At 65.8% G+C, this 26505-nt stretch carries 24 protein-coding genes; 18 read left to right on the plus strand and 6 right to left on the minus strand.

Annotated features, from left to right (window positions below; all coding sequences use genetic code 11):
• The 4 genes from AC0V2Y_RS10290 to AC0V2Y_RS10305 all read left to right on the plus strand — a co-directional run.
• Window positions 1-687 (plus strand): MFS transporter (locus tag AC0V2Y_RS10290; RefSeq protein WP_475418338.1); only part of this gene is annotated, 687 nt, incomplete at its 5' end.
• A gap of 26 nt (window positions 688-713) precedes the next feature.
• Entirely contained in the window at window positions 714-1784 is a 1071-nt protein-coding gene (locus AC0V2Y_RS10295) for an HlyD family secretion protein (protein ID WP_475417748.1), read from the plus strand.
• Window positions 1781-3220, plus strand: coding sequence for an efflux transporter outer membrane subunit (locus AC0V2Y_RS10300; protein WP_475417747.1), 1440 nt, complete (start codon window positions 1781-1783; stop codon window positions 3218-3220). The genes AC0V2Y_RS10295 and AC0V2Y_RS10300 overlap by 4 nt, the downstream gene beginning before the upstream one ends.
• On the plus strand, window positions 3217-3651 hold the full coding sequence (locus AC0V2Y_RS10305; protein ID WP_475417746.1) for a hypothetical protein: 435 nt from the start codon (window positions 3217-3219) through the stop codon (window positions 3649-3651). The genes AC0V2Y_RS10300 and AC0V2Y_RS10305 overlap by 4 nt, the downstream gene beginning before the upstream one ends.
• Before the next feature lie 17 nt (window positions 3652-3668).
• Here AC0V2Y_RS10305 and AC0V2Y_RS10310 read toward each other — a convergent pair whose 3' ends face one another.
• The 5 genes from AC0V2Y_RS10310 to AC0V2Y_RS10330 form a co-directional block, all read right to left on the minus strand.
• Entirely contained in the window at window positions 3669-4457 is a 789-nt protein-coding gene (locus tag AC0V2Y_RS10310) for an ATP-binding cassette domain-containing protein (RefSeq protein WP_475417745.1), read from the minus strand.
• 10 nt (window positions 4458-4467) lie between these two features.
• Complete coding sequence (locus tag AC0V2Y_RS10315; protein WP_475417744.1) at window positions 4468-5520, minus strand: FecCD family ABC transporter permease; 1053 nt, start codon at window positions 5518-5520, stop codon at window positions 4468-4470.
• Window positions 5517-6443 carry a heme/hemin ABC transporter substrate-binding protein gene (locus tag AC0V2Y_RS10320; RefSeq protein ID WP_475417743.1) on the minus strand — a complete coding sequence of 309 codons (927 nt, stop codon included), beginning with the start codon at window positions 6441-6443 and terminating at the stop codon, window positions 5517-5519. Before AC0V2Y_RS10320 ends, AC0V2Y_RS10315 begins: the two co-directional genes overlap by 4 nt.
• Window positions 6431-7522 (minus strand): hemin-degrading factor, encoded by a 1092-nt coding sequence (locus tag AC0V2Y_RS10325; RefSeq protein WP_475417752.1) that lies wholly within the window; start codon window positions 7520-7522, stop codon window positions 6431-6433. Before AC0V2Y_RS10325 ends, AC0V2Y_RS10320 begins: the two co-directional genes overlap by 13 nt.
• Before the next feature lie 198 nt (window positions 7523-7720).
• Entirely contained in the window at window positions 7721-8620 is a 900-nt protein-coding gene (locus tag AC0V2Y_RS10330; protein ID WP_230505821.1) for a DMT family transporter, read from the minus strand.
• A gap of 237 nt (window positions 8621-8857) precedes the next feature.
• Here AC0V2Y_RS10330 and gcvA point away from each other — a divergent pair, with 237 nt between their 5' ends.
• Complete coding sequence (gene gcvA / locus AC0V2Y_RS10335) at window positions 8858-9802, plus strand: transcriptional regulator GcvA (RefSeq protein ID WP_034759349.1); 945 nt, start codon at window positions 8858-8860, stop codon at window positions 9800-9802.
• Window positions 9799-10140, plus strand: coding sequence for a hypothetical protein (locus AC0V2Y_RS10340; protein ID WP_475417742.1), 342 nt, complete (start codon window positions 9799-9801; stop codon window positions 10138-10140). The genes gcvA and AC0V2Y_RS10340 overlap by 4 nt, the downstream gene beginning before the upstream one ends.
• Window positions 10141-10332: 192 nt before the next feature.
• Here the strand turns inward: AC0V2Y_RS10340 and orn are convergent, their stop codons facing one another.
• Complete coding sequence (gene orn, locus AC0V2Y_RS10345) at window positions 10333-10929, minus strand: oligoribonuclease (protein WP_170846480.1); 597 nt, start codon at window positions 10927-10929, stop codon at window positions 10333-10335.
• A 56-nt stretch (window positions 10930-10985) separates the two neighbouring features.
• On the opposite strand from orn, the gene AC0V2Y_RS10350 reads away from it, so the two are divergent.
• From AC0V2Y_RS10350 to AC0V2Y_RS10405, 12 genes are all read left to right on the plus strand, one after another.
• Window positions 10986-12266 (plus strand): M48 family metallopeptidase, encoded by a 1281-nt coding sequence (locus tag AC0V2Y_RS10350; protein WP_475417741.1) that lies wholly within the window; start codon window positions 10986-10988, stop codon window positions 12264-12266.
• Window positions 12263-12628: a 4a-hydroxytetrahydrobiopterin dehydratase gene (locus AC0V2Y_RS10355; RefSeq protein WP_475417740.1), complete on the plus strand. Its 366-nt coding sequence runs from the start codon at window positions 12263-12265 to the stop codon at window positions 12626-12628. Before AC0V2Y_RS10350 ends, AC0V2Y_RS10355 begins: the two co-directional genes overlap by 4 nt.
• Window positions 12625-13530, plus strand: coding sequence for a ribosome small subunit-dependent GTPase A (gene rsgA, locus AC0V2Y_RS10360; RefSeq protein WP_099665016.1), 906 nt, complete (start codon window positions 12625-12627; stop codon window positions 13528-13530). The genes AC0V2Y_RS10355 and rsgA overlap by 4 nt, the downstream gene beginning before the upstream one ends.
• A 267-nt stretch (window positions 13531-13797) precedes the next feature.
• A complete protein-coding gene (locus tag AC0V2Y_RS10365) occupies window positions 13798-14253 on the plus strand; it encodes a hypothetical protein (RefSeq protein ID WP_475417739.1) in 456 nt (151 codons plus the stop codon).
• 180 nt (window positions 14254-14433) lie between these two features.
• Window positions 14434-17283 carry an ATP-binding protein gene (locus AC0V2Y_RS10370; protein ID WP_475417738.1) on the plus strand — a complete coding sequence of 950 codons (2850 nt, stop codon included), beginning with the start codon at window positions 14434-14436 and terminating at the stop codon, window positions 17281-17283.
• 283 nt (window positions 17284-17566) lie between these two features.
• Window positions 17567-18487 carry an ornithine carbamoyltransferase gene (gene argF, locus AC0V2Y_RS10375; RefSeq protein WP_475417737.1) on the plus strand — a complete coding sequence of 307 codons (921 nt, stop codon included), beginning with the start codon at window positions 17567-17569 and terminating at the stop codon, window positions 18485-18487.
• 69 nt (window positions 18488-18556) lie between these two features.
• On the plus strand, window positions 18557-19792 hold the full coding sequence (locus AC0V2Y_RS10380; protein WP_034759383.1) for an argininosuccinate synthase: 1236 nt from the start codon (window positions 18557-18559) through the stop codon (window positions 19790-19792).
• A gap of 175 nt (window positions 19793-19967) precedes the next feature.
• The gene (locus AC0V2Y_RS10385; RefSeq protein ID WP_475417736.1) at window positions 19968-21779 is read left to right on the plus strand and encodes a methyl-accepting chemotaxis protein; all 1812 of its coding nucleotides are present in this window, start codon (window positions 19968-19970) and stop codon (window positions 21777-21779) included.
• Window positions 21780-21783: 4 nt separating this feature from the next.
• Entirely contained in the window at window positions 21784-22239 is a 456-nt protein-coding gene (locus AC0V2Y_RS10390; protein ID WP_475417735.1) for a chemotaxis protein CheW, read from the plus strand.
• Complete coding sequence (locus tag AC0V2Y_RS10395) at window positions 22236-23492, plus strand: CheR family methyltransferase (RefSeq protein WP_475417734.1); 1257 nt, start codon at window positions 22236-22238, stop codon at window positions 23490-23492. The genes AC0V2Y_RS10390 and AC0V2Y_RS10395 overlap by 4 nt, the downstream gene beginning before the upstream one ends.
• Window positions 23493-23501: 9 nt before the next feature.
• A complete protein-coding gene (locus AC0V2Y_RS10400; protein ID WP_475417733.1) occupies window positions 23502-24188 on the plus strand; it encodes a chemotaxis protein CheW in 687 nt (228 codons plus the stop codon).
• On the plus strand, window positions 24185-26497 hold the full coding sequence (locus AC0V2Y_RS10405; RefSeq protein WP_475417732.1) for a hybrid sensor histidine kinase/response regulator: 2313 nt from the start codon (window positions 24185-24187) through the stop codon (window positions 26495-26497). The genes AC0V2Y_RS10400 and AC0V2Y_RS10405 overlap by 4 nt, the downstream gene beginning before the upstream one ends.
• Window positions 26498-26505: the final 8 nt, after the last annotated feature.

Below are 26505 nucleotides of genomic sequence, written 5' to 3' on the forward strand. Positions count from 1 at the left end.
CTCAGCCATGCCCTGCTGACCCTGGGCGGCGTGCTGTTCGTGCTGCTGGCCGTGATCCTGATCCCCTCGTCCTACCTGGCGCAGGTGCACGCCTACCGCCCGCTGCAGACGGCGCCCGTGATGCTGATGGTGGCGCTGCCGCAGTTGATCGCCCTGCCGCTGGTGGCCGCCCTGTGCAATATCCGCGCCGTCGACTGCCGCTGGGTGCTGGCCATCGGCCTGGCCTTGCTGGCCCTGTCCTGCGTGCTGGGCGCGCGCATGTCGCCGGACTGGATACGCACGCATTTCTACCTGCTGCAGGCGGTGCAGATCTTCGCGCAACCGATGGCCGTGATTCCCTTGCTGCTGCTGGCCACCACGGGCCTGGCGCCGCAGGATGGCCCCTTCGCCTCGGCCTGGTTCAACACCATCAAGGGCATGTCGGCCGTCGTCGCCACCGGCGTGCTCGACGCGCTGATCACGCGCCGCAACCACTTTCATTCGACGGTGCTCAGCGAACGCCTGGGCAACCTGCCCGGCGACCTGGACACGGCAGGCCTGGGTCTTGGCCTGAGTGCGCGCATGCATGCGCAAGTCGTCACCCTGACCTCGTCCGACCTGTACCTCATTGTCGCCGCCATCGCGCTGGCCATGATCCTGATCATTCCCATCCTGCCGACGCGCGTCTATCCGCCGCGCGCAGCCTGACTTTTATTTCAAGAAAGAGCATCCCCATGCAAACAACCATACTGCGCTCACGCGCATTTCTTCTCGGACTGGCCCTGCTGGCCTGCGCCCTCGCCTTTTGCGCCTGGCAACTGCTGTTTTCCCCCAGCGAAGAACAAGGCACCGACGACGCCTTCGTCAGCGCCGACTACACCGTGCTCTCGCCCAAGGTGGGCGGCATCGTGCGGGAAGTGCTGGTGGAAGACAACCAGACTGTCAAGGCGGGTCAGCTGCTGGCGCGCATCGACGACCGCGACTACCAGGCCGCCGCCGCCTCGGCCCGCGCCGAGGTAGCCGGCGCCGAGTCGCAGCTGGCCAACGCCCGCGCCACCTTGCAGCGCCAGCAATCGGTGATCGAGCAAGCCACGACCCTGGTCGACGCCAACCAGGCGGAAGACAAGCTGGCGCAGCAGGAACTGGCCCGCTCAACGCACCTGGCAGGCCAGGGCGCGGGCAGCGTGCAGAACGCGCAGCAGGCGCAATCGCGCTTCGACGTGAGCCGCGCGCGCCTGGCGCAAAACCGCGCCGCCCTCGTCGCCACCCGCAAGCAGACGGACATTTTGCAGGCGCAGCAAGGCGCGGCCGAAGCGGCCTTGCTGCGCGCCCGCGCCAGCCTGCAGCGGGCCGAACTTGACCTGTCGCATACGCAGCTGCGCGCCCCCATCGACGGCATCGTGGGACGCCGCGCCGTGCGCGTCGGCGCCCTGGTGGCGCCCGGCGCCAGCCTGATGGCCGTGGTGCCCCTGAACCGCAGCTTCGTCGTCGCCAACCTGCAGGAAACCCAGCTGACCCACGTGCGCCAGGGGCAGCGCGCCAGCATCGCCGTCGACGCCTATCCGGGCATGCTCCTGCGCGGCACGGTGCACAGCATCGCGCCCGCCACGGGCGTGACGTTTGCCGCCATCGCGCCGGAAAACGCCACCGGCAACTTCACCAAGGTGGTGCAGCGCATCCCCGTCAGGATCGCGCTCGATCCCGGCCAGGATGACGGCAGCCGCCTGCGCGTGGGCATGTCGGCCGAAGTGCGCATCGATACGGCCACACGCCGTCAACTGCTGCAACAGGTGAGCGCGCGATGAAAGCACTGATCATTTTCACGGCCCTGGGCCTGGCCGGCTGCGCCAGCGTGGGCAGCGACTTCCAGCGTCCGCAAGCGCCGTTGGGGCAGCAATGGCGCCAGGCGCAGGATGCCCGTTTCGCCGCCCAGCAGGACGCCGCCATCGAGCAGCGCTGGTGGGACGGCTTCGGCGACGCCACCTTATCGTCGCTGGTGCGGCGCGCCGCCGGCGCCAACCTCGACGTGCTGGCGGCCGCCAGCCGGCTGGAACAAAGCCGCGCCGCACGGGGCGTGGCCGGTGCCGCGCAAGGCCCGTCCCTGGGCGCGAATGGCAGCTACGGCCGCGCGCGCAACAGCGAGCAAGGCTTGAGCGACCCGTCGCGCCTGAACGGCCAGTCCGCCTACGGCCTGTGGCAAGCCAACCTCGATGCGGCCTGGGAACTGGACCTGTGGGGCCGCGTGCGCCGTCAAGTGGAAGCGGCCGACGCGCGCGTCGACGTGACGCTGGAAACGCAGCGCGGCGTGCTGCTGGCCGTGCTGGCCGAGACGGCGCGCGACTATATCGAGCTGCGCGGCGCGCAGCAGACCCTGGCCATCACGCAGCAACTGCTCGATATCGCCCGCCATACCCTGGACCTGACCCGCATCCGCCTGCGCGAAGGCGTGGCGACGCAGCTCGACGAAGCCGAGGCGGCGGCCCACGTGGCCGCCATCGAAGCGCGCCTGCCGCCGCTGCAGCAGCGCGAAGCGCGCCTGGGCAATGCCCTCGCCCTCTTGCTGGCGCTGCCGCCGCAAGCCTTGCGGGCGGAACTGGCGGCGGGCAAGGACATCCCCGCCGTGGCCATGCAGGTGCAACTGGGCGTGCCCAGCGGCCTGGCCGAACGGCGTCCTGACATCCGCCGCGCCGAAGCGCAGCTGCACGCGGCCACGGCCGCCATCGGCGTGGCGCAAGGCGATTTTTATCCGCGCATCACGCTGTCGGGCAGCATCGGCCTGCAAACGATGCAGTTGTCCGACATCGGCTGGGACGCCAAACGCTTTGCCTTCGGCCCCGGTTTCAGCGTGCCCCTGTTCGATGGCGGCCGCCTGCGCGGCACGCTGCAATTGCGCGAGGCGCAGCAGCAGGAAGCGGCCATCGCCTACCGCCAGACGGTGCTGGCCGCCTGGCACGAGGTGGAAGATACCTTATCTGGCTACCAGGCCAACGAACGGCGCCAGGCCAGCCTCGATGAAGCCGTCAAACAGGGACGGCGCGCGCTGGGCAGCGCGGAACTGCGGTACCGCCAGGGCGGCACGGACTTGCTCAACGTGCTGCACGTGCAAAACACCTTATTGAACAACGAAGCGGCGCTGGTCGACAGCCGCGCCACCGCCTCGCTGTCGCTGGTCCAGGTCTACAAGGCGCTGGGCGGCGGCTGGCAAGCATTTTCAACCACCTCGCAAGGAAGCACGCCATGAAACCGAATCCCGCCCATTTCTCCATCCACGACGTCAGCGACTTTCCCATCGTGCGCTTCCGCCCTGAAACGGCCATCACCGGCTATGCCCCGCTGTGGGAAAACGACATGGACGCCCTGCTGCGCCATGGCGAGCCGTTCGTCCTGCTGTTTGAAGCGGAACGCAGCGACGAAGCACACATCGACCGCAAGCGGCGCGGCCTGTGGCTCAAGCATAACAAGGTGGCGCTGGCCGCCATTTGCCGCGGCCTCGTATCGGTCGAGGCGGACGAGGAACAGCGCGCGCGCCTGCAGGCGCTGGCGGCCGGCGCCATGAAAGCCTTCGGCATCGTGCAGGAAGTGGCGGCCACGCGCGAACAGGCCGATGCCCTGATGGTGTGGCTGCTGGGCAGCGGCCAGATGGCGCGGCCGCGCGCGGCGGACGTGTGGTGAGCGAGTGAATCACTGAGTCAGGCGGCCCTGCGCACCGCGCTTCTGGCGGGGATGACGCAGACGTCGCCGTCGCTGCTGGTCGCCGTCGTCAGGGCGATGCCGTACAGCGCGGCCAGGGCGGGCACGGCGCCGGCATCGCTGGCGATATCGGCCACCAGCTGGCCGGAACGCACCAGCAGCAGGCGCTCGAAGCCCAGCAAGGCGTGGTTGATATCGTGCAGGATGGCGATGACGGCGTGGCCGCGCGCGGCGCAGAACTGCCGCAGGCTGTCGAGCAGCTCGAACTGCAGGCCGGGATCGAGCGCCGCCAGCGGTTCGTCGACAAGTATCAAGCCATCTTCGACATCCCACATCTGCGCGAAGATGCGCGCCAATTGCACCCTGGCCTGCTCGCCGCCGGACAGGGTGTCGAGGCGCCGCCCCAGCAGATGCGCGGCATGCGCCAGGGCGGCCGCGTCCTGCACGATCCGTTCCAGCTGCGGGTCGGCCAGGCGCGCCACCCGCCCCAGGCCGATCACCAGTTCGCACGGCAAGCCGAAAGCCACGTTCGAACCTTGCGGCAGGACGGCGCGGCGCAGGGCCAGTTCAGCCAGCGGCCACTGCGCCAGCGGCCGGCCGGCGAAGAGCAGCTGGCCCGCCTGCGGATGCAGTTCGCGCGCCATCAGTTTGAGCAGGGTCGACTTGCCCGCGCCGCTGGGGCCGAGGATGGCGATGCGCTCGCCGGGCGCCACCCGCACATTGAAGGGGCCGAAATACTGCTGGCCCAGTTGTGTCGTGGCGAACGTGAGTTCCAATAAAGGCGTCATGCGCATCCTTTCAGGCGGTGCCGTGGCGGAAGCGCCGCAGCAGCATCAGGAAAAATGGCCCGCCCAGCAAGGCCGTGAAAATACCGACGGGGACTTCCGCAGGAATGGCGACCGTGCGCGCCAGGGTATCGGCCGACAGCAGCAGCAAGGCGCCCATCAGCATCGCCAGCGGCAGCACCTTGCGCTGGTCCGCGCCCAGCCAGGTGCGCACCAGGTGCGGCGCGATCAGGCCGATGAAGCCGATGCCGCCGCACCAGGCGACGGCAAACCCCGTCAGTACGGCCACCAGTACGATCACCTGCGTGCGCAAGCGGGCCACGTCGACGCCCACGTGCAGCGCCTGCGCCTCGCCCAGCGCCAGCGCGTTCAGGGAACGCATCAGGAATCGCGTGGCCCACAGCGCACCCGCCAGCACCAGCAGCAAAGCGGCCACCTGACGCCAGCTGCCGGCCGACAGCGAACCCAATGTCCAGAAAGTCAGGGTGCGTAATTGATCGTCGCTGGCCAGGTAGATGCACAGTCCCATGACGGCCACCGTGATGGCGTTCAGCGCCACGCCCGTCAGCAGCAGGCCGACGATGGAGCCGGGCGTGGCCCAGCGGGCGACCCGGTCGAGCAGCACGCAGATGAGCATGGCGCCGGCAAACGCGGCGGCGGGCAGCAGCCACACGCGCAGTTCCGGCGCCACGTGCAGGCTGGCCGCAAAAACGATGGTGGCCGCGCCCGCGCAGGCGGCGCCGCTGCTCACGCCCAGCAGGCCCGGATCGGCCAGCGGATTGCGGAACAGCCCTTGCGTCAGGCCGCCGGCCAGCGCCAGCGCGGCGCCGATCAGGGCGGCGAACAGGGCGCGCGGCAAACGGATATGCCACAGCACGTACGCGCCGCCGGACAGCGCCGCGTCGCCCGTTTGAAACGGCGCCAGCCAGTCGGCCAGTGCCACGGGCACGGCGCCCGCCTGCACGGCGACGAGCAAGCCGCAAGCCAGGGCGGCGGCCAGCAACCCGCCGGTGCCCCAGGGCGGCCAGCGCCAGGGCGCGGCGGAGTCCAGGGAAGCCGCGTTCATGCGGCCATGGCTTTGGCGAAAGCGGCGCCGAGTTCGGCCAGCGCCTGCGGCATGCGCGGGCCAAAGCCCAGCAGCAGCATGGCTTCCTGCGAGACGATGCGGTGCTTGCGCCCGGCCGGCGTCTGCGCCAGGCCTGGCAGTTTCAGGATGCCGTCCACGCCGCCCGAAGCTTTCAAGCCCTGGTCCGTGACGAGCACGATATCGGGCCGCGCGGCGATCACGGCTTCCGGCGTCAGCGGCTTGTAGCCGGCGAATCCGCCCTGCCCGCCCATCACGTTGACGGCGCCCGCATACGCGAGCATGGCGTCGGCACCCGTCTCGCGCCCGCCCACCATCACCTGGTTCGGCGCATGGGCGAGGATGAACAGCACGCGCACGGGCGCATGCTGGCGCTGCTGCACCTTGGCCAGGGCGCCGCTCCACTGCTGCTGCAGGCTTTGCGTCAGGCGCGCGGCGGGGTCGGCGCGGCCCGTGATCTGGCCCACCTGTTTTACCCGTTCGAGCAAGCCTTCGAATTGGTTGTTCGCGCTGAGCACCGCCACCGGCACGCCAGCGTCGCGCACCTGGCGCAGCACCGCTTGCGGCCCCGCTTCCTCGGTAGCGATCAGCTGCGTGGGCGCCAGCGACAGCACGCCTTCGGCCGACAGGGTGCGCGCATAGCCCACCTGCGGCAATTGCTGCGCCACGGCCGGATACAGCGAAGTCGTATCGACGCCCACCAGTTCGCCCTGCGCCTCGAGCGCGTAGACGATTTCCGTCAGCGCGCCGCCCACGCTGACGATGCGCCGCGCCTTGGCCAGCGGCTTGCCCGCGTCGGTCACTGCCGCCAGCACCTGCATCGGTGCGGCCAGGGCCAGCGCTCCGGCCCCCATTTTTTTCAGCGCGATGCGGCGCGCCACGCTGGCGGCGATCATGCGGCGCATAGTTCGCCCTCCTGCGCCACCCTGTCGACGATATGGCGCCATTCGCACAATTCATGCATGCCCGGCTTGCGTTCGCCGAAGAACATGACGATGGTGTCGCCCTTCGCGTCGAACAGTTCCACGGACGTCACCAGGCCATCGACGGTAGGCTTTTTCACCACCCAGGCGCTGGCGATATGGTCTTCGCGCAAATGCAGGTTGAAGCGCTGGTCGAGGACATTGATCCATGGCCCCATCACGGCGATCTTGTGCACGGGCCCTGAATGGATCTGGATCATGCCCGCATTGCCGACGAAGGCCATGATGGACACTTTTTCGAGGGCGGCATCGTTGAGCAGGTCGAGCACGCAGGATTTGTCGATCTGCTGCACGAAGCGCGCTTCGGCCAGGCGCAGGCCCTGCAGGCGCGAGACCGCATATTTTTTCAGCAAAGTGAAGAATTCGTGCGTGTCGCGCAAGTCGGCCCAGGCGGCGCGAAAGCCGGCCACGTCGATCTGCGCGTCGGGCAATTCGGCCGGCGGCGGCGCCGGTGCCGTCACGGCGATGCCGGCCGCCTGGTCCGCGGCGGCAAAACGCGTCACCAGCGCGTCGTAGGCGGCCAGGTCGCTTTGCGGCTTGAGGAAAATCTTGTGCACGGCATGGCCGGCCGCATCGAAAAACTGCAGGCTGCGCTGCACCTCGTGCTCGCCCATCTCGCGAACGGCAAAGCCATGCGCCCACTGGCGGTAAAACACGCGCAGGTCGATGTCGCCGCCCAGCACCAGGCCCACATGGTTGTTGTGACTGGCTTTTCGATAAACGCCCGTCTTTTCATGCACGCACGAAACGTTGCGCGTCAACGCCATGACTTCGCCCAGCGGCTCCAGCGCGGCGATGATGGCGGGCCAGTCGGCCTGCAGGCGCTCGGCGCCCAGCAAGGCGCCATCGGCCAACGACAGGCCCGCATGCGCGGCGATCAGCTCGCCTTCGGCTATGCCCAGTTCCTCGGCGATGTCGCGGTGGCGGGCCTTCTTTTCGCGGCGCAGGCGGGCAAATTCGCTGGCGACCAGCTCGGTATTGCAAATAGGGAACGTGCTCAACACGGTGTCTCCTTTCAAGGCGAACACTGGCTGGCATGGGCTGGCTGGTGGTGGGGGAATCTTGACATCGATTATAAATGAGAATCATTCGCAATCAAGTCTTATTTGTGCGCGCATAAAAAAAGCGCCGCGACAGGAAACCCGTCGCGGCGCAAAGGAGACCGATCGAGACAACCGATCAGTTCGGGAAAAACAGGATCAGGCGCTGGCCTGCACGGCCGGCATGGCCGCCGCCTTGGGCGCGGGCCGCTGCGCCAGCAAGACCACGGCGGCCAGCACCATGGCACCGCCCAGCAATTGCGTGCCGCTGACGGATTCCTTCAGCAAGGTCACGCCGAACGCCATCGTGATGACGGGTTCAAAGGTGGAAATGATGGAAGCCTTGGCCGCGCCGATCTGCGCCACGCCGGCAAAGAAGGCGGCGATCGCGATGGCCGTCGAGAACAGGGCGATGGCGCTGACGGCCAGCCAGCCCGTCGCCGTGCCCGGCAGGGAAACGCCCTGCCACAAGGCAATCGCGCTGTTCGACAGACCCGCCGTGCCCAGGATCACCACGCAAGCGGCCAATGGGTGAATATTCTCGCGGCTTTTCGACAGGCTGTTGCCAAACAGGATGTACACGGCGTACACGCCGGCCGCCATCAAGGCCAGGGCGATGCCGATGGGCTGGCCCTGCAGCTTGCCGCCCAAGGTGATGGCCATGCCGGCAATGGCCAGCGCCATCAGCACCAGCATGCGCCGGTCCAACTTTTCCCAGCCCAGGGCCAGCGCAAGGATGGTGACCAGCACGGGATACACGTACAGCAACATGCCGCACAGGCCGCTGCTGGCGTACATCAGGGCATTGAAATAGCCTTGCGACTGAGCCGTGTACATCAGGCCCATCAGCATGTAGCCGGCCAGCAGGCGGCCGCGCGGCAAGCGCCAGCCGCCGAGCCACACGAGCGGCAGCAACAGCATGGCGGCGATGACGAAACGCAAGGCCAGCATGGTCGACGGGTTGACCCCGGACGCATAGGCCGCCTTGGCAAACACGGCGGAACTGCCGAAACCGGCAGCCGACAGCAACACCAGCGCAACGGCGCGGCGATCAGACATGACTAAACCTCTTTGAGTACGCCTGGGCAAACCTGCTGCGTAGCGCGACGGTTTTCCAGGCGTTGTAACGTTGTAAATATAAATGCCCTGCCAGGCCGGGAGATGTGCATGCGTGAATCCTATTGCGGGTCGTTTCACGCATAAGCGGCATCATATTCGCTTGCGCAAAATGAAACAAACCAATATTCTTCACGGATAGGCCGAATATTACTGAGGCTCACTTCTCTTAAGAACGCCATGTCACGTCCCTTGCCACCGCTCGCCGCCCTGCACGCCTTCGAGGCGGCCGCCCGCCATGAAGGCTTCCAGCGCGCGGGCGAAGAATTGCACGTCTCGGCCGGCGCCATCGGCCACCATGTCAAACAGCTGGAAGCGTGGCTCGGTATCGTGCTGTTCCAGCGCCTGCCGCGCGGCGTGGTGCTCACCAGCGCCGGCCAGCGCTATGCGGCCTCGCTGGGGCCGATACTCAACCAGCTGGCCGACGTCTCCGAGCAGGCACGGCGCCAGGGCGACGACAAGGTCGTCACGGTGACGGCCACCAGCTCGCTCGTCTCGCGCTGGCTGATGCCGCGCCTGGGCCGCCTGCGCGACCGCTACCCGCAGATCGAACTGCGCGTGCTGGCGTCGATGCACCCGGTCGACCTGGCGCGCGATGGCGTGGACGTGGCCATCCGCCTGGGACCGGGCCGCTATCCGGGCCTGAAAGTGGATCTATTGATGGAAGAATGGTTTTCCGCCGTCTGCAGCCCCGATTTCCGCGCCAACGCGGCCAGCCTGCGCCAGCCCGCCGACCTGCTGCGCTATCCGCTGCTGCACGACGAGCCGGAAGTGCACCTGCCAGGCGAAATCGACTGGACGCGCTGGCTGCACAGCTGCGGCGTGCATTACAGCGGCAATAGCGGCAACAGCGGCGCGCGCTTTTCGCACACCTATCTATGCCTGGACGCGGCCGCCAGCGGCCAGGGCGTGGCCATTGCCGCCAGCCCCCTGATCGGCGACGATCTGCGCTCGGGCCGCCTGGTGCGCGTGTTCGAACACGCCGTGCGCGGCCCCCACTGCTACTATCTGCTGCGTTCGCCCCAGGCGGAAACGCGGCCCCTCGTGCACGCGTTCTGCGAATGGCTGATCGCCGAGGCGCGCGCCGACCAGGAAACCGTCTGGCCTACCGTGGAGACCGCATGACGACACACGAACTGGCGCGCAGCGCCGCATATATCGTCCAGCACGAATACGAACACGCCAGGGTACTGGCCGCCGATGGGCGTCACGCCAGCCTGGGCGAATTCTATGGCGACCCGGCCGTGGCCTTGATCGATATTCATGAGCAATGGTGCGCCGTGGCGGGCGAGGGATTGGTGCTGTGCCGGCTGGGACAGCCGTTCGGCCAGTGCGTGGAGTATTTCCGCCAGCCTGGCGACACCGTATGGATCACGGACTTGCGGCAAACGGGACCGTTTACGCTGGAGTGGCGGGGTGAGGATGGAGTTTGGCACAGCCTTGCCGTCGGGACGAGCGGATAGGTTCGGGGGCCATCGCCATGTCGGATTACGCTGCGCTAATCCGACCTACGCCGACCTGCGCCAGCGGTTGCAATGACCCGTAGGTCGGGTTAGCGCGCAGCGCGTAACCCGACAACACCCGGAAAGCAACCGGAGAAACCGACCAGAGCAGGTAGGTCGGCTTAGCGCGCAGCGCGTAAGCCGACAACCCCATCACAGCTTAATGAAATGCTCGCGGTAGTACTTGAGCTCTTCGATCGATTCCAGAATATCGGCCAGCGCCGTGTGCTTCTGGTGTTTCTTGAAACCGGTGGCGATTTCCGGCTTCCAGCGCTTGCACAGCTCTTTCAATGTCGATACGTCAACATTACGGTAGTGGAAGAACGCTTCCAGCTTCGGCATGCCGCGCACCATGAAGCGGCGGTCCTGGCCGATGGTGTTGCCGCACATGGGCGACTTGCCTGCAGGCACGTATTTCTTCAGGAACGCGATCAGTTCCGCTTCCGCCTGGGCTTCCGTCACGGTCGACGCCTTCACCTTGTCGATCAGGCCCGAGCGGCCGTGCGTGCCCTTGTTCCAGGCATCCATCTTGTTCAGGGTTTCATCCGACTGGTGAATCACGAACACGGGGCCTTCGGCCAGCAGGTTCAAGTGCATGTCCGTCACCACCACCGCCACCTCGATGATGCGGTCGGTATCGGGCTCCAGGCCCGTCATTTCCATGTCGACCCAGACCAGGTTCATCTCGTTGGGACGTGCCGGGACGGCAGGTGCGGGGGTGGATGCGGTTAAGTCGGTCGCTTGTGACATAATTCTCTCTTGGCCTAATCAAACTAAATAATCAGCCATTTTCTCACAGGCACAGAATGTATTCACTCGCGTTTTCGATTTTGTTTGTATCCGTCCTCGTTTTGACCCTGGCCGTGCGCTTCTGGCTCGCTTCGCGGCAGATCCGCCACGTGCTGGCGCACCGCGCGGCTGTCCCGCCCGAATTCGCGGAAAAGATCCCGCTGGCCGCGCACCAGAAGGCGGCCGACTATACGGTGGCGAAGACCAAGTTCGGCCTGCTAACCCTGCTGGTCAACTATGCCGTGCTGATCGGTTTTACCCTGCTGGGCGGCTTGCAATGGCTGGCGCTGCACCTGAATGAATGGATGGGAGCGGGTTCGTCCATGCTGTACCAGATCGGCCTGATTGCCGCCTTTGCCGTCATTTCCGGCCTGATCGACCTGCCCTTCGATTACTACCGCCAGTTTGTGCTGGAGCAACGTTTCGGCTTCAACACCATGGCGCGCAAGCTGTTCTTCACGGACATGCTCAAGGGCGTGGGCCTGGGCGCGGCCATCGGCTTGCCGCTGATCTGGGTCGTGCTGACCCTGATGGCCAAGTCGGGCGGCCTGTGGTGGTTGTACGCCTGGTTCGTCTGGAGCGGCTTCCAGCTGCTGATGATGGTGCTGTTTCCCACCGTCATCGCCCCCCTGTTCAACAAATTCACGCCGCTGGCCGATGAAGCGCTGAAAAGCCGCATCGAAGGCTTGATGCAGCGCGTCGGTTTCGCCTCGAAAGGCCTGTTCGTCATGGACGGCTCGAAGCGCAGCGCCCACGGCAATGCATATTTCTCGGGGTTTGGCGCCAACAAGCGCATCGTCTTCTTCGACACCCTGCTGTCGCGCCTGGCGCCGCAGGAAATCGAGGCCGTGCTGGCGCATGAACTGGGGCATTTCAAGCTCAAGCACATCGTCAAGCGCATCGCCATGATGTTCGTCATCTCGCTGGGCTTTCTGGCGCTGCTGGGCTTCCTGAAGACGCAGCCCTGGTTCTATGCGGGCCTGGGCGTCGATCCCGTGGCCTTGGCCTTGACGGGCCAGCCGACGGACGCGCTGGCCCTGCTGCTGTTCATGCTGGCCTTGCCCGTCTTCACCTTCCTGCTGGGACCGTTGACCTCGCTCAGCTCGCGCAAGCACGAATTCGAAGCCGACGCCTTCGCCGCCACGCACACGCAGGCGGACGACCTGGTCTCGGCCCTCGTGAAAATGTATGAAGACAATGCGTCGACCCTGACGCCCGACCCGCTGCACTCGGCCTTTTACGATAGCCACCCACCGGCCAGCGTGCGCATCCGCCACCTGAAAGGGGCTACGACATGAATACGCCATCGACTTCGCAAGACCTGGCCCAACTGTCCTGCGCGCCGCGCCAGCAGGCGCTGGGCGACACGGATATTGCCACCCTGCACGCCCTGCTGCCGCAATGGAGCGTGCGAAATGGCAAGCTGTGCCGCGACTTCGGCTTCAAGAATTACTACCAGACCCTGGCGTTCGTGAACGCCCTGGCCTATATGACCCATACGCAAGACCACCATCCGGAGCTCATCATTACTTACAAAACCTGCGCCGTGCGCTACGATACGCACTCGGTCAACCAGGGCGCCGGCGGCCTGTCCGAAAACGACTTCATCTGCGCCGCCAAGGCTGACCTCATCTACCAGAGCAGCCAGGTGGCCCCATGAGCGAAGGAAAGTTGACGGGCATCATCATCGCCGCCCACGGCCGCCATTACCTGGCCGACGTGGACGGCGCCAAGCTGCAATGCGTAACGCGCGGCAAGAAAACCAATGTGGCCGTGGGCGACATCGTGCACCTGACGCGCACCTCGAACGACCAGGCCGTCATCGACCGCATCGAGGAACGCAAGACCCTGCTATACCGCTCGGACCAGTACAAATCGAAGCTGCTGGCCGCCAATTTGACGCAGCTGTTCATCGTCGTGGCGACGGAACCGGGCTTTGCCGACGACCTGATCTCGCGCTCGCTGGTGGCGGCCGACGCGGCCGGCATCGAGGCGCGCATCATTCTGAATAAAACGGACGTGACGGCCTCGCTGGAACGGGCCCGTGAACGCCTGCTGCCGTATTCCTCGATGGGCTATCCCGTCGATGAAGTGTCGGCGCGCGCCGAACCGGAGCACGCGGTCGCCACCCTGGCGCCGCTGCTGGCGGGCCAGTCGTCGATCCTGATCGGCCAGTCGGGCATGGGAAAGTCGTCCTTGATCAACCTGCTGGTGCCGGACGCGGACATCGCCGTGCGCGAAATCTCGGCCGCGCTCGACACGGGCAAGCACACGACGACCTTCACGCGCCTGTACAAGCTCGATGAACTGGGCGCCAACAGCTCCATCATCGACTCGCCCGGCTTCCAGGAATTCGGCCTGTACCACTTGAGCGAAGGCATGCTGGAACGCGCCTTCCGCGAATTCCAGCCCTACCTGGGCGGCTGCAAGTTCTATAACTGCCGTCACCTGATCGAGCCCCAGTGCGCCATCCTGCAAGCCTTGTCTGAAGGCAAGATCGCCAAGATGCGCCATACCTTGTACGGCCAGCTGCTGCACGAATCGGCGCAGACGCTGTATTAAGCATACGCCGCGGTACAAATAAAGCAGCAACAAAACCTCGGCGAACAAAATTTCATTTTTCCGCCGAGCTTGTTTTTCGACTTTAATTCCAAAACCATTCATCCGCCGTTTTAGGCATTTCAACGCGTCAAACCTGCCGTCCGTTGCCTGCCGCTGGCGGTGGCCAGGCGCGTTTGCTAACTTGACACCAGTCCCTGCCGGAAACCCGCCAGCGACCACACGATCTAACTCCAACCAATCCTGTCATCCTGATCGAAGGTGAGTGTCATGCATACCAAACGCTTCCTCCCCCTCCTCGCCGCGCTCTTCGCCCTTGCCGGCGGCACGGCCCAGGCCCAGACCGCGATGGCGCCGCAAGCCGCAGACAGCGTGCGCGTCACCTCTGGCAGCTACTATCACGTCACGGCACAGGAAGCCTTCGACATCGAGCAGCAATACCGCCTGTCGAATGGGCAACGGCTGGAAGTCCACCAGCAGGACACCCATTTCTTTGGCCGCCTGATCGATGACCGGGAATGGCAGGCAAAGCCCAGCGTGGAAATCTACCCCACGGGTCCCGGCCAATTCGTCACCAGGCAGGGCGCAACCTTCGTCTTCAGCAATGAAGGCGAGCGCGTGGTGATCGACGACGCCCAGTTCCTGCCCGGCTTGCGCATGCCTGCCGACATGCGCAGCGCCAGCACCGTGAGCGGCAGCGCCAGCATCCGCCTGGTGTCACGCTAGGCGCCGCCAACTGGAGGTGGCACGGCTGGGTAAACGCCCTGCCGTGGCGCCCGCGCGGGACGCACAATTCTGTCCTGCAGACTGAACAATTCCCCTGAATGCAGCTTACAATGCGATGACGCATGGCCTGTACGGTCGCAGGCTGGCACCACTGTTTGCGGGGAGAATGCTTGAATGGAAATGTTCGCGCTCGAACATGACGTAGCGCAGTGGGAAAGCGCATTGCTGCCGTTGCGCGGCGCCGGGCGCGTACCGCTGCTGCTGCTGTTGTCCTGGCATTTGCGCCAGCGGGATTGCAATAGAGCAAGTCAACTGAGCGAGGAAGCGCATCTGCTGCTGCCGCTGGCCGGCCTGGAAGCGGCCGCACTGGAACAGGCGCGCGCGCGCCTGCAACTGGTGCAGGCGGAGCTGGCCTGGCTGCAAGGCGCGCTCGACTCCGCGGAAAGCCTTGCCCTGGCGGCGCGCGCCACCTGCGACGCGCACGGCGATGGGGCCGGCTGCGCCGACGCCCACTGGCTGCTGTCCTCGATCGCCGTCGACCGCGGCGACCATGCCCGCTGCGATGCCGAACTGCGGGCGGCGGCGCAGCAAGCGCGCGGCGCCGGCGATGCGATGCGCGCCAGCCTGGCCGACGCGGCCACGGCGCGCTGGGCCGTCCTGCGCGACGCGCCGGCCGCCCAGGCCCGCTGGGGCGGCCACTTCCAGGCCGACAACGGCAGCGGCAAGCTGCCCGCGCCGCTGGCCGCCTGGGTGCACGACTTCCGCGGCTTGCTGGCGCACACCTCGCGCGACCTGGGCACGGCCGCCGGCCACTACATGCAAAGCTATGAGGCGGCCCTGGAAAGCGGCCAGCTGCGCGGCGCGATCACGGCCGCCATCAATATCGGCGACTGTTTCTCCAGCCTCAACGACAACGAATCGGCCCTCGAATGGATGCAGTGCGCGCTGGACCTGGCGCGCCCCACCGGCTGGCCGCGCAGCATCGGCGCCTGCCAGACGCACACGGCCGAAACCATGCGCAAGCTCGGGCGCCTGGCCGCCGCCGAAGACTTGCTGCGCGAAGCGCTGCACATCCTGGCCCCCGTGGCGGGTGCGCGCACCTATGCCAACGCCCTGTTCCACCTGGGCGAACTGAGCCTGGACAAGGGCGACTACGACACGGCGCTCGACGCCTTCAGCCGCCTGGCGCAGCGCGCCGAAGCGCTGGGCCAGGCCGATTTCCGCAGCATGGCACAGCGCGGCAGTGCCCATGCGCTGTCTTACCTGGACCGCCCGGACGAAGCGCTGCAGGCGGCCGAACGGGCTTGCCAGCTGGCCACCGCGCAGGGCGACGCCATGCACCAGGTGGCCGCGCTGCGCGTGCTGGCCATGCTGCATGCACGTCACGAATTGCCGCCGCCGGCAGGCATGCAGGAACGCAATCCCGCCCTGCATTTCCTGCACCAGGCGCTGCAGGTAGCCGCCTCCATCGACGGCTATGTGCCGCCCGGCGAACTGCTCGATGCGCTGGCGCGCGAATACGCGCATGCGGGCGACTATGCGCGCGCCTACGATATCGCCCTCGACGCGGGCGTGGCGCGCGAAAAAAGCCACACCCAGCAAGCGAGCAACCGCGCCACCGCCATGCAGGTGTACCACCAGACGGAACATGCGCGCTCGGAAGGCTATCATCACCGCGAACTGGCCGCCTCCGAAGCGCGCCGCGCCGAAGTATTGCAGCAGACCAGCGATACGCTGGAGCGGCTGTCGGCCATCGGCCAGGAAATCACCACCCACCTGGACGCCAGCGCCGTGTTCCAGGTCCTCGACCGCCACGTGCATGCCTTGCTGCCAGTCAACACCTTTGCCGTCTACATGCTCGACGAGGCGGGCACGGCGCTGCGCCGCGCGCACGGCATGGAAGCGGGCCGCCCCCTGTCCGACAACGCCATTCCACTGAGCAACCCACGCGCCTACTCGGTGCGCTGCCTGCTGGGCCGGCGCGAAGTGTATATCGACCAGGTGCCGCCCAAGCGCCATGCCTACACCGTGCCCGGCACCCTGCATAACCAGAGCGTGCTGTACGTGCCCTTGACGGTGGGCGAACGCGTGCTGGGCGTGATGACGGTGCAGGCTTGCCATGCCCATGCCTACGGCGAACGCGAACGCCTGATCTTCCGCACCCTGTGCGCGTATGGCGCCATCGCGCTCGACAATGCCAGCGCCTACCGGCAGCTGCAAGACGCCCAGGCGCAGTTGGCGTCGCAGGAAAAACTGGCCGCCCTGGGTTCCTTGATGGCCGGCGTGGCGCATGAACTGAATACCCCGATCGGCAACAGTTTATTGATCGCCAGCACCATGCAGCAAAAAACGGAAGACGTGGAACGCCTGATGAACGGCCCTGGGCTGCGCCGCTCGGACCTGGCCGCCTACATCGAGGATGCGGGCAAGGCGTCGGCGCTGGTGATGCGCGGCCTGCACAGCGCGGCCGACCTGGTCAACAGTTTCAAGCAGGTGGCCGTCGACCGCACCACCGAGCAGCGGCGCCAGTTCGACCTGCAACAGGTGAGCAATGAAATCATCGCCACCGTCATGAACCGCATCCGCAGTTCGGGCCACCGCATCGAGATGGAGATCGACTTCGGCATCGCCATGGACAGCTATCCGGGCCCGTTCGGCCAGGTGATCACCAACCTGATCAACAACGCCCTGCTGCACGCCTTTCCCCTCGCGCCCAACGACGGCGCCGCCGGCGCGGGCTGCATGCGCCTGTCCGCCGCGCCCGATGGCGCGCGCGTGCGGATCGTCTTCGCCGACAATGGCGGCGGCATCGCCGAACAGCATCTGTCGCGTATCTTCGACCCCTTCTTTACCACCAAGCTGGGCCAGGGCGGCAGCGGCCTGGGTTTGTCGATCAGCTACAACATCGTCACGGCCCTGCTGGGCGGCACCATCCAGGTGGCCAGCAGCCCCGCCGGCACGCGCTTTACCCTGGACTTGCCGCTGGTGGCGCCCCAGCTGGACGGGGCCGCGCCCGCCAGCATCTATTAATCCGCCGCCCTTTGCCCGGGCGCACGCTTGCCTATACAAGTACGCGCCCGGACGGTCTTTCCAATCTAAAAGCAAAACCCTTATAATTGAACGGCTGAAGTACTTGCCATTGCATTATTTTCAACTTGGCAAACCGCATCGGCCCGCGCGACAAACAGGCGCGGGCACCGATCAACACAGCAGCGCGCCGGGCGAGGCAGTCATCAGACGAGATGTTGTACGCTGATGCAACCCGGCGGGAAAGGCACGCCGCCGGCGGCCTGCGCATCTTCAAGTGGTCATTATGTCGACAAAAAAACCGATCAAGCACTACCTCCAGTTCTCCGATTTCACGTTGGAAGAGTACGAATATGTGATCGAACGCGCCCATCTGATCAAGCGCAAGTTCAAGAATTACGAAATCTACCATCCACTGATCGACCGCACCCTGGTGATGGTCTTTGAAAAGAACTCCACCCGCACGCGCCTGTCGTTCGAAGCGGGCATGCATCAGCTGGGCGGCGCCGCCATCTACCTGAACACGCGCGACTCCCAGCTGGGCCGCGGCGAGCCGGTGGAAGACGCGGGCCAGGTCATGTCGCGCATGTGCGACATCATCATGGTGCGCACCTTCGGCCAGGACATCATCGAGCGTTTCGCCGCCAATTCGCGCGTGCCGGTGATCAATGGCCTGACGAATGAACACCACCCCTGCCAGGTCTTTGCCGATATCTTCACCTACATCGAACACCGCGGCTCGATCGCCGGCAAGGTCGTCGCCTGGATCGGCGACGCCAACAACATGCTGTACTCGTGGCTGCAGGCGGCCGAAGTGTTCGGCTTCCACGTCAACGTCTCGACGCCGAAGGGCTACGACATCGACCTGTCGCAAGTCAAGACCGAGCGCTACACCTTCTTCGCCGACCCGTCCGACGCCTGCGCAGGCGCGCACCTGGTCAACACGGACGTGTGGACCAGCATGGGCTATGAAGCGGAAAACGCGGCCCGTATCGCCGCCTTCGACGGCTGGATCGTCGATGGCGCGAAGATGGCCCGCGCCGCGCCCGACGCGCTGTTCATGCACTGCCTGCCCGCCCACCGCGGCGAGGAAGTGGCCGCCGAAGTGATCGACGGCCCCCAGTCGGTGGTGTGGGACGAGGCGGAAAACCGCTTGCACGTGCAAAAAGCGCTGATCGAATACCTGTTACTGGGTAAAATCCACTAATTCGCCTGGCACTGCATAAAACCTGGCAGCATCGCAATACATACATCGACAACGACAACTGGAAGCAATATGAGCGACATTAAAAAAGTAGTCCTGGCCTATTCCGGCGGACTCGACACCTCCGTCATCCTGAAATGGCTGCAAGATAACTACCAGTGCGAAATCGTCACCTTCACGGCCGACCTGGGCCAGGGCGAAGAACTGGAACCGGCGCGCGCCAAGGCCATCAAGTTCGGCATCAAGCCGGAAAACATCCATATCGAAGACGTGCGCGAAGAATTCGTGCGCGATTTCGTCTTCCCGATGTTCCGCGCCAACACCGTCTACGAAGGCGAATACCTGCTGGGCACCTCGATCGCCCGTCCGCTGATCGCCAAGCGCCTGATCGAAATCGCCAACGCCACGGGCGCCGACGCCATCTCGCACGGCGCCACCGGCAAGGGCAACGACCAGGTGCGTTTCGAACTGGGCGCCTACGCCCTGAAGCCAGGCGTGAAGATCATCGCCCCATGGCGCGAGTGGGATCTGCTGTCGCGCGAAAAACTGCTGAAGTACGCGGAAGACGCCGGCATCGAAATCGACATGAAGCACAAGAACGGCGGCGCGCCGTACTCGATGGATGCCAACTTGCTGCACATCAGCTTTGAAGGCCGCCACCTGGAAAACCCGAGCGCCGAAGCGGAAGAAACGATGTGGCGCTGGACCGTCAGCCCTGAAAAGGCGCCGGACGAAGCGGAATACCTGGACATCGAATACGAAAAAGGCGACATCGTCGCCATCAACGGCGTGCGCATGTCGCCCGCCACCGTGCTGGCCGAACTGAACAAGGTTGGCGGCAAGCATGGCGTGGGCCGCCTGGACCTGGTGGAAAACCGCTACGTCGGCATGAAGTCGCGCGGCTGCTATGAAACCCCGGGCGGCACCATCATGCTCAAGGCCCACCGCGCCATCGAATCGATCACCCTGGACCGCGAAGTGGCCCACCTGAAAGATGACCTGATGCCGCGCTACGCATCGATGATCTACAACGGCTACTGGTGGGCGCCCGAGCGCGTGGCCCTGCAAACCCTGATCGACCACACGCAGGAAACCGTGAACGGCTGGGTACGCATCAAGCTGTACAAGGGCAATGTCATCGTCGTCTCGCGCGACTCGAAGACCGATTCGCTGTTCGACATGAACATCGCCACCTTCGACGAAGACGGCGGCGCCTACAACCAGGCCGACGCCGGCGGTTTCATCAAGCTGAACGCCTTGCGCATGCGCATCGCCGCCATCGCCCGCGAAAAACGGGGCCAGAAGTAATTGCTGGCAGGGAGGCACCGCCTCCCGCGCCCGCCGAAAGCCGCCCACGGGCGGCTTTTTTACGTTTGAAACGCACTCGGCCACGATTTACGGCCCTGCACGCGCCCCATTTTGCTGTCCGCATGGCAAAATGCTACAGTGCAATTGTGCTGACCTTCCCGCTTCCGGAGCCACCATGTTCAAAGACCTGAGTATCAAGAATAAACTGTACCTGGGCTTCGGCTCCATCGTGGCCATCATCCTGATCCTGCTGGGCGTGGCCTACAACAGCTTTGCGCGCCTGTCCGAGGCCAATGCATGGGACCGCCATACGATGGAAGTGCTGGTCGAGATCGACAAGATTCACAATTCCATCCTGCAAATCCAGGTGGAGGCGCGCGGTTTCATCCTGACCGGCAGCGAAGCCTCGCTGACGCCGGAAACCGATGAAACAGGGGTGTTGAGCCAGCACACGCAAAAAGCCATCGCCATGACGGTCGACAACAAGGTGCAGTCGGAACGCTTCCGCAAGATCGACCAGCTGACCAGCACCTGGGTCAAGGAGTGGATCCATCCCCTGATCGAGAAGCGCCGCGCGCTGGGCAATGCGCCGGGCGCCACGGAAGCGGTGGCGCGCACCATGCCGCCGACCGGCTACCCGGCCGTCGCGCAAGCGAACAAGCTGCTCGACGAAGTGGCGGCGGAAGAATCGCGCCTGCTGGCAGAGCGCACGGCCACCACGGCAAAATTGCAGGAAACCATGATGCTAACCCTGGCCCTGGGCGGCCTGCTGTGCGTGGTGCTAGCGCTGGGCATTTCCTACCTGCTGGGCCGTACCATCCTCGGCCCGCTGAACAGCCTGACGGACGCCGTCGGGCGCATCGCCGGCGGCGAGCAAAGCGCACGCGCCGCCATCCTCTCGCGCGACGAACTGGGCAAGGTGACGGAAGAGTTCAACCGTATGGCGCAAACCATCCAGGACAACCAGGCCAACGAACTGGCCGCGACGAATAGCTTGCGGGCCAAGGTCGATTCCTTGCTGGAAGTGGTGTCCAAGGCGGCCTCGGGCGACCTGACGGGCAAGGTCGGCATCACGGGCAGCGACGCTATCGGCCAGCTGGGCAACGGCCTGGCGAAGATGTTCGAAAACCTGCGCAGCCTGCTCAACAATGTGCAAAAGGCCGGCATCCAGGTGACGACGTCCGCCACGGAAATCGCCGCCTCGGCGCGCCAGCAGGAAGCCACGGGCATTGAGCAAGCGCAAACGAGCGTGGAAATTCTCAGCACCACCAAGGAAATCTCGGCCAACACGAGCCAGTTGCTCAAAACCATGGAAGACGCCACCGCCGTGGCCGACTACACGACGAATGCGACCGCCGAAGCGCAGAATAACCTCAAGCGCATGGATTCGACCATGCAGCACATGGTTTCGGCCACCGATTCCATCAACGCCAAGCTGGCCGCCCTGTCGGAAAAGGCCAGCAATATCAATAGCGTGCTGATCACCATCACGAAGGTGGCGGACCAGACCAACATCCTGTCGCTGAACGCCGCCATCGAGGCGGAAAAGGCGGGCGAGGCGGGCCGCGGCTTTTCCGTGGTGGCGACGGAAATCCGCCGCCTGGCGGACCAGACCTCCGTTTCCACCTGGGATATCGAGCAAATGCTCAAGGAAATGCAGTCGGCCGTGTCCGCCAGCGTGATGGGCATGGATAAATTCTCGGAAGAAATTCGCCGCAGCGTGGGCGAGGTACGCCAGGTGGCCGAGCAGCTGTCGTCCGTGATGGACCAGGTACAGAAACTCACGCCGCAATTCGACGCCGTGCTGCAAGGCATGCAGTCGCAAGCGATCGGCGCCTCGCAGATCTCCGACACCATGATGCAGCTCAACGATGCCACGCAGCAGACGGTGGAGTCATTAAAAGCCACCAGCGAGGCGGTGCACCAGCTGCAATATGCGGCGGGTGACCTGCAGTCGAGCGTGTCGACCTTCGCCGTCACCATCTGATCCCATGAAAGTGCTGCTCTTTCACATCGGACGCGACCGCTACGGCCTGCCCCTGGCCGGCATCGTGCGCGTCCTGCCGCTGCTGGAGCTGAAACAGTTGCCGCTCACGCCAGACTACGTGGCCGGCCTGATGGACTTGCACGGCACGCCCGTGCCAGTGATCGACCTGTCGCGCCTGGCAGGGCTGCCGGCCGCCGCCGCGCAGTTCGACACGCGCATCGTCATCGTCGACTACCGCGCGCCAGGCGGCGCCACGCACACGCTGGGCTTGCTCGCTTCGCAGGTGCGCGGCATCGCCGATATCGACCCGCAAGGGCTTGAAGACAGCGGCGTGGCGACGGCGCCCTTCCTGGGCCAGGTGGCCAGCGATGCCGACGGCATCGTGCAGCTGGTCGAGCTGGAACACCTGCTGCCGCCGGACGTGCGCGCGCTGCTGTTTCAAGACGCGAGCGCGGCATGACGGCGCAAGCCCTGCTGCGCCGCGCGACCGGCCTGTCGGTGTCCAAATCCGTGGCCGAGCGGGCCGTCAACCAGCGCATGGAGCAGACGGGCTTCAGCGATAGCGAAGCCTATCTGCAGGCGCTCACGCCGGCTGAAATGACGCAATTGATCGAGCTGGTGGTGGTGCCCGAATCGTGGCTGTTCCGCGATCCGCAGGCGTTCTACGCCACCGTTGAACTGGTGCAGGAACGCTGGACCCGGGGACGCGCCACGCGCATCCTGTCGATTCCGTGCGCGGGCGGCGAGGAACCGTATTCGATGGCCATGGCGCTGCGCGACGGCGGCGTGCCGAAACAGGCGTTCAGCATCGACGCGTATGACCTGAGCCCCGGCTGCATCGAGCGGGCGCAGGCCGGCGTGTACGGCCGCAACGCCTTCCGCGCGCAGGACGTGGCCTTCCGCGAGCGCTATTTCACGCACGTGGCCGACGACGCCTACCGCATCATCGACTCCCTGCGCGAACAGGTGACCTTCAAACAGGGCAATCTGCTGCAGTTCGATACCGCCACCTACAGCCGCCACTACGACGTCATCTTCTGCCGCAACCTGCTGATCTACTTCGACAAGCCGACCACGCGCGCGGCCATCGCCAATCTGTCCGCCCTGCTGGCCGACGACGGCATGTTGCTGGCCGGCTATGCGGAAGTGCCCTCGTTCTGCCAGAACGGCTTCGCGCCGCTGCAGTTCCGCCAGGCCTTCGCCCTGAAGAAGGAAACGGCGCCGCCGGCCGGCCCCGTGCAGGTGGCGCCGCTGCCTGCCGCGCGTCCCCTGCGCAGCGTGCCGCCCGCGCCAGGGCGCGCCCCGGCAGCCCCCTCTTCCGCCGCGCCCGTCCCGGCGGCGCCGCGCACGCGCCCCGTGTCCGTGCCGTCGCCCGCGCCGGCACCGGCCGCGCCAGCCGATTTGCTGGCCGAAGCGCGCCTGCTGGCCGACCGCGGCCAGTTGCGCGAGGCCGGAGAAAAATGCCACGCCCACCTGGCGAGAGTTCCCGAGGCGGCGGAAGCGTATTTCATGCTGGGCATCATCAATGAACTGGCCGGCAAGATGGACCTGGCCGACGACTACTGGCGCCGCTGCATCTACCTGCAGCCCGACCATTACGAGGCGCTGTGCCATCTGGCCCTGCTGGCCGAACGCAATGGCAACCACACGGCCGCCGCCACCCTGAAGGCGCGCGCGGCGCGCATCTACCAGCGCCGCCAGGCGTCCAACTAAGGGGCACGCATGACAACCACCATCGCCAGCGAGACTCTGGAAACCATCGACGACTGCTGGAACCATATCGGCGTGGCCGGCGACCAGAGCTGCCCCAGACTGCCCGCCAACGTGCATTGCCGCAACTGCGACGTGTACGCGGGCGCCGCCCAGCGCAACCTGCAGCGGCCCGTGGACGCACACTACCAGCGCGACTGGGCCAGCCACTTCCGCCAGATCGATGCGGGCGGCGAAGTGCGCGACAGCTCGGCGCTGGTGTTTCGCATCGGCCGCGAATGGCTGGCGCTGCCCACGCGCGTGTTCGACGCCGTAGCGCCGCAAGCCAGGCCGCACGTGCTGCCGCACCGCGGCGGGCGCGGCCTGTCCGGCATCGTCAATATCGGCGGCAAGCTGTATCCATGCATGTCGCTGGCGCACCTGCTGGGCATCGACGAACAGGGCGCGCCGCCGGCCAAGGGCCGCCACACGTTCGCGCGCCTGCTGCTGCTGCGCTGGGAAGAACAGGCTTACGCCCTGCCCGTGGCCGACCTGCACGGCATCGTGCGCTATGCGTCGGGCGCCGTGCAGGCGCCGGCGGCCACCATCAACAAGGGCCTGTCGCGCTTTCTGTCCGGCGTCATCACCGAGGGCGACATGCGCATCGGCTGCCTCGACACGGCGCTGATCGGCTTTCAACTTGCGAGACTACTACGATGAGCCAGGACCAGCACGGCGACCTGAGTGCCTTTTCCATGCTGGACCTGTTCCGCATGGAGGCGGACAGCCAGACCCAGATTCTCACCGACGGCTTGCTGGCCATGGAGCGCCATGCGGGCGACGCGGCGGCCGTCGAGGCGATGATGCGCGCGGCGCACTCGATCAAGGGCGCCGCGGCCATCGTCGGCCTGCAAGTGGTGGTGCAGCTGGCGCACGGCATGGAAGACAGCTTTGTCGCTGCCCAGCATGGCCGATTGAAACTCACGCCGGAACGGGTCGACGTGCTGCTGTCGGGCGTCGACCTGATCGTGCAGCTGTCGCGCCTGGACGACGCAGGCGCCGAAGCGTGGCTGGCCGCCAACGCGGCGCAGATCGACCAGACCCTGAACGCCATCGCCGGCATCGCCGAACTGCCCGAATTGCCGGCCCTGCCCTCGGCGCCGGCCCCCATGCCGGCGCCGGCAGCGGCCCCCTTGTCGCAGGAAGCGGCCGCGCCGCAGCCTCCCGTGGCCAGCGGCCTGGCGGGCGAGGAGCCTGAGTCGGCGGCCGCGCCTGCGCCGCGTTCGGGTGCCGCACCGGCCAAGGCGGCGGCGCAAAACTTCGACAAACTGCTGTCGCTGGCCAGCGAATCGCGCATCAATGCGCACCAGATGCACCCGTTCGTCGGCGCCCTGCAGCGCTTCAAGCGCAACCAGAGCAGCCTGTTTTCCGCCATCGAGCACCTGCACGAAGCCATCGCCCGTTCGGCCGACCCGAGCCTGATGGAAAAGTCCTTGCTGGCGCTGCAAAAGACGCAGCCCCTGAAGCAGTTCATGCTCGAGCACATCGCCGACATCGAAACCTATGAGCGGCGTCTGCTGGCCGTCTCGCAAGGTATGGTCGACGAAGTGCTGGCCCTGCGCATGCGTCCTTTCCGCGACGGCATCCACGCGTTTCCCCGCATGGTGCGCGACCTGGCGCGCAGTCTGGGCAAGGAAGTGCAGCTGGAGATCGACGGCGAGGACACCCTGGTCGACCGCGACATCCTGGCGAAGATCGAAAGCCCGCTGAACCACATGCTGCGCAACGCCATCGACCATGGCATGGAAGGCCCGTACGAGCGCATCGACGCGGGCAAGGAAGCGCTGGGCACGATACGCATGGAAGCGCGCCACCGCGCCGGCATGCTGAGCATCGAGATCAGCGACGACGGGCGCGGCGTCGACCTGGAAAAAATCCGCCAGTCCGTCATCGAGCGCAAGATGGCCAGCCCCGCCATGGCCGCCGCGCTGTCGCCGGGCGAGCTGCTGGAGTTTTTGTTCTTGCCCGCCTTCAGCCTGAAGGCGACGGCCAATCAATTGTCCGGACGCGGCGTGGGCCTCGACATCGTGCACGAGACGATACGCCAGCAAAACGGCACGGTGCGCCTGGAGTCGGAGCCGGGCCGCGGTTTCCGCGCCCTGATTACCCTGCCGCTGACGCAGTCGATCGTGCGCGCGCTGGTGGTCGACGTGCACGGCGAAGCCTACGCCATCCCCATCGTCAAGGTGGAAAGCGTGGTGCGCGTGCCGCAAGCGGCCATCCATACCCTGGAAAACAAGCAGTTCTTTGAACTCAAGGGCGAACATCTGGGCCTGGTGTCGGCGGCGCAGGTGCTGGAGCTGGGCGAAGCGGCCAGCCAGGCAGAGGACTTGCCGGTGGTGGTGATCGGCCGCGGCAAGCAAAGCTATGCACTGGTGGTCGACGCCATCCGCGGCGAGCAAAGCCTGGCGGTGCAGGCCATCGATCCGATCTTCGGCAAGATGCGCGACATTTCCGCCGCCGCCCTGCTCGACGACGGCGAACCGGTGCTGATCCTCGACGTGCCCGATCTGCTGCTGTCGATCGACAAGCTGCTGCACGAAGGCGGCTTGCACCAGTTGGCGCAGGCGGGCCACGCGCAGCAGCGCCGCGCCAAGCGCATCCTCGTCGTCGACGATTCGCTGACGGTGCGCGAGATGGAGCGCAAGCTGCTGCTGGCGCGCGGTTTCGAGGTCGACGTGGCCATCGACGGCATCGACGGCTGGAACGTGGTGCGCAGCGGCGAGTACGATCTGGTGGTCACCGACGTGGACATGCCGCGCATGGACGGCATCGAACTGGTCTCGCTGATCAAGAAGGACCTGCACCTGCACAAGCTGCCGGTGATGATCGTCTCGTACAAGGACCGCCCGGAAGACCGCGCGCGCGGCCTGTCCGCCGGCGCCGATTATTATCTGACCAAAGGCAGCTTCCACGACGAGACCTTGCTCGACGCGGTGGCCGACCTGATAGGAGATGCCCGCTTATGAGCTGTCAT

Source organism: Janthinobacterium sp. BHSEK (assembly GCF_056174685.1).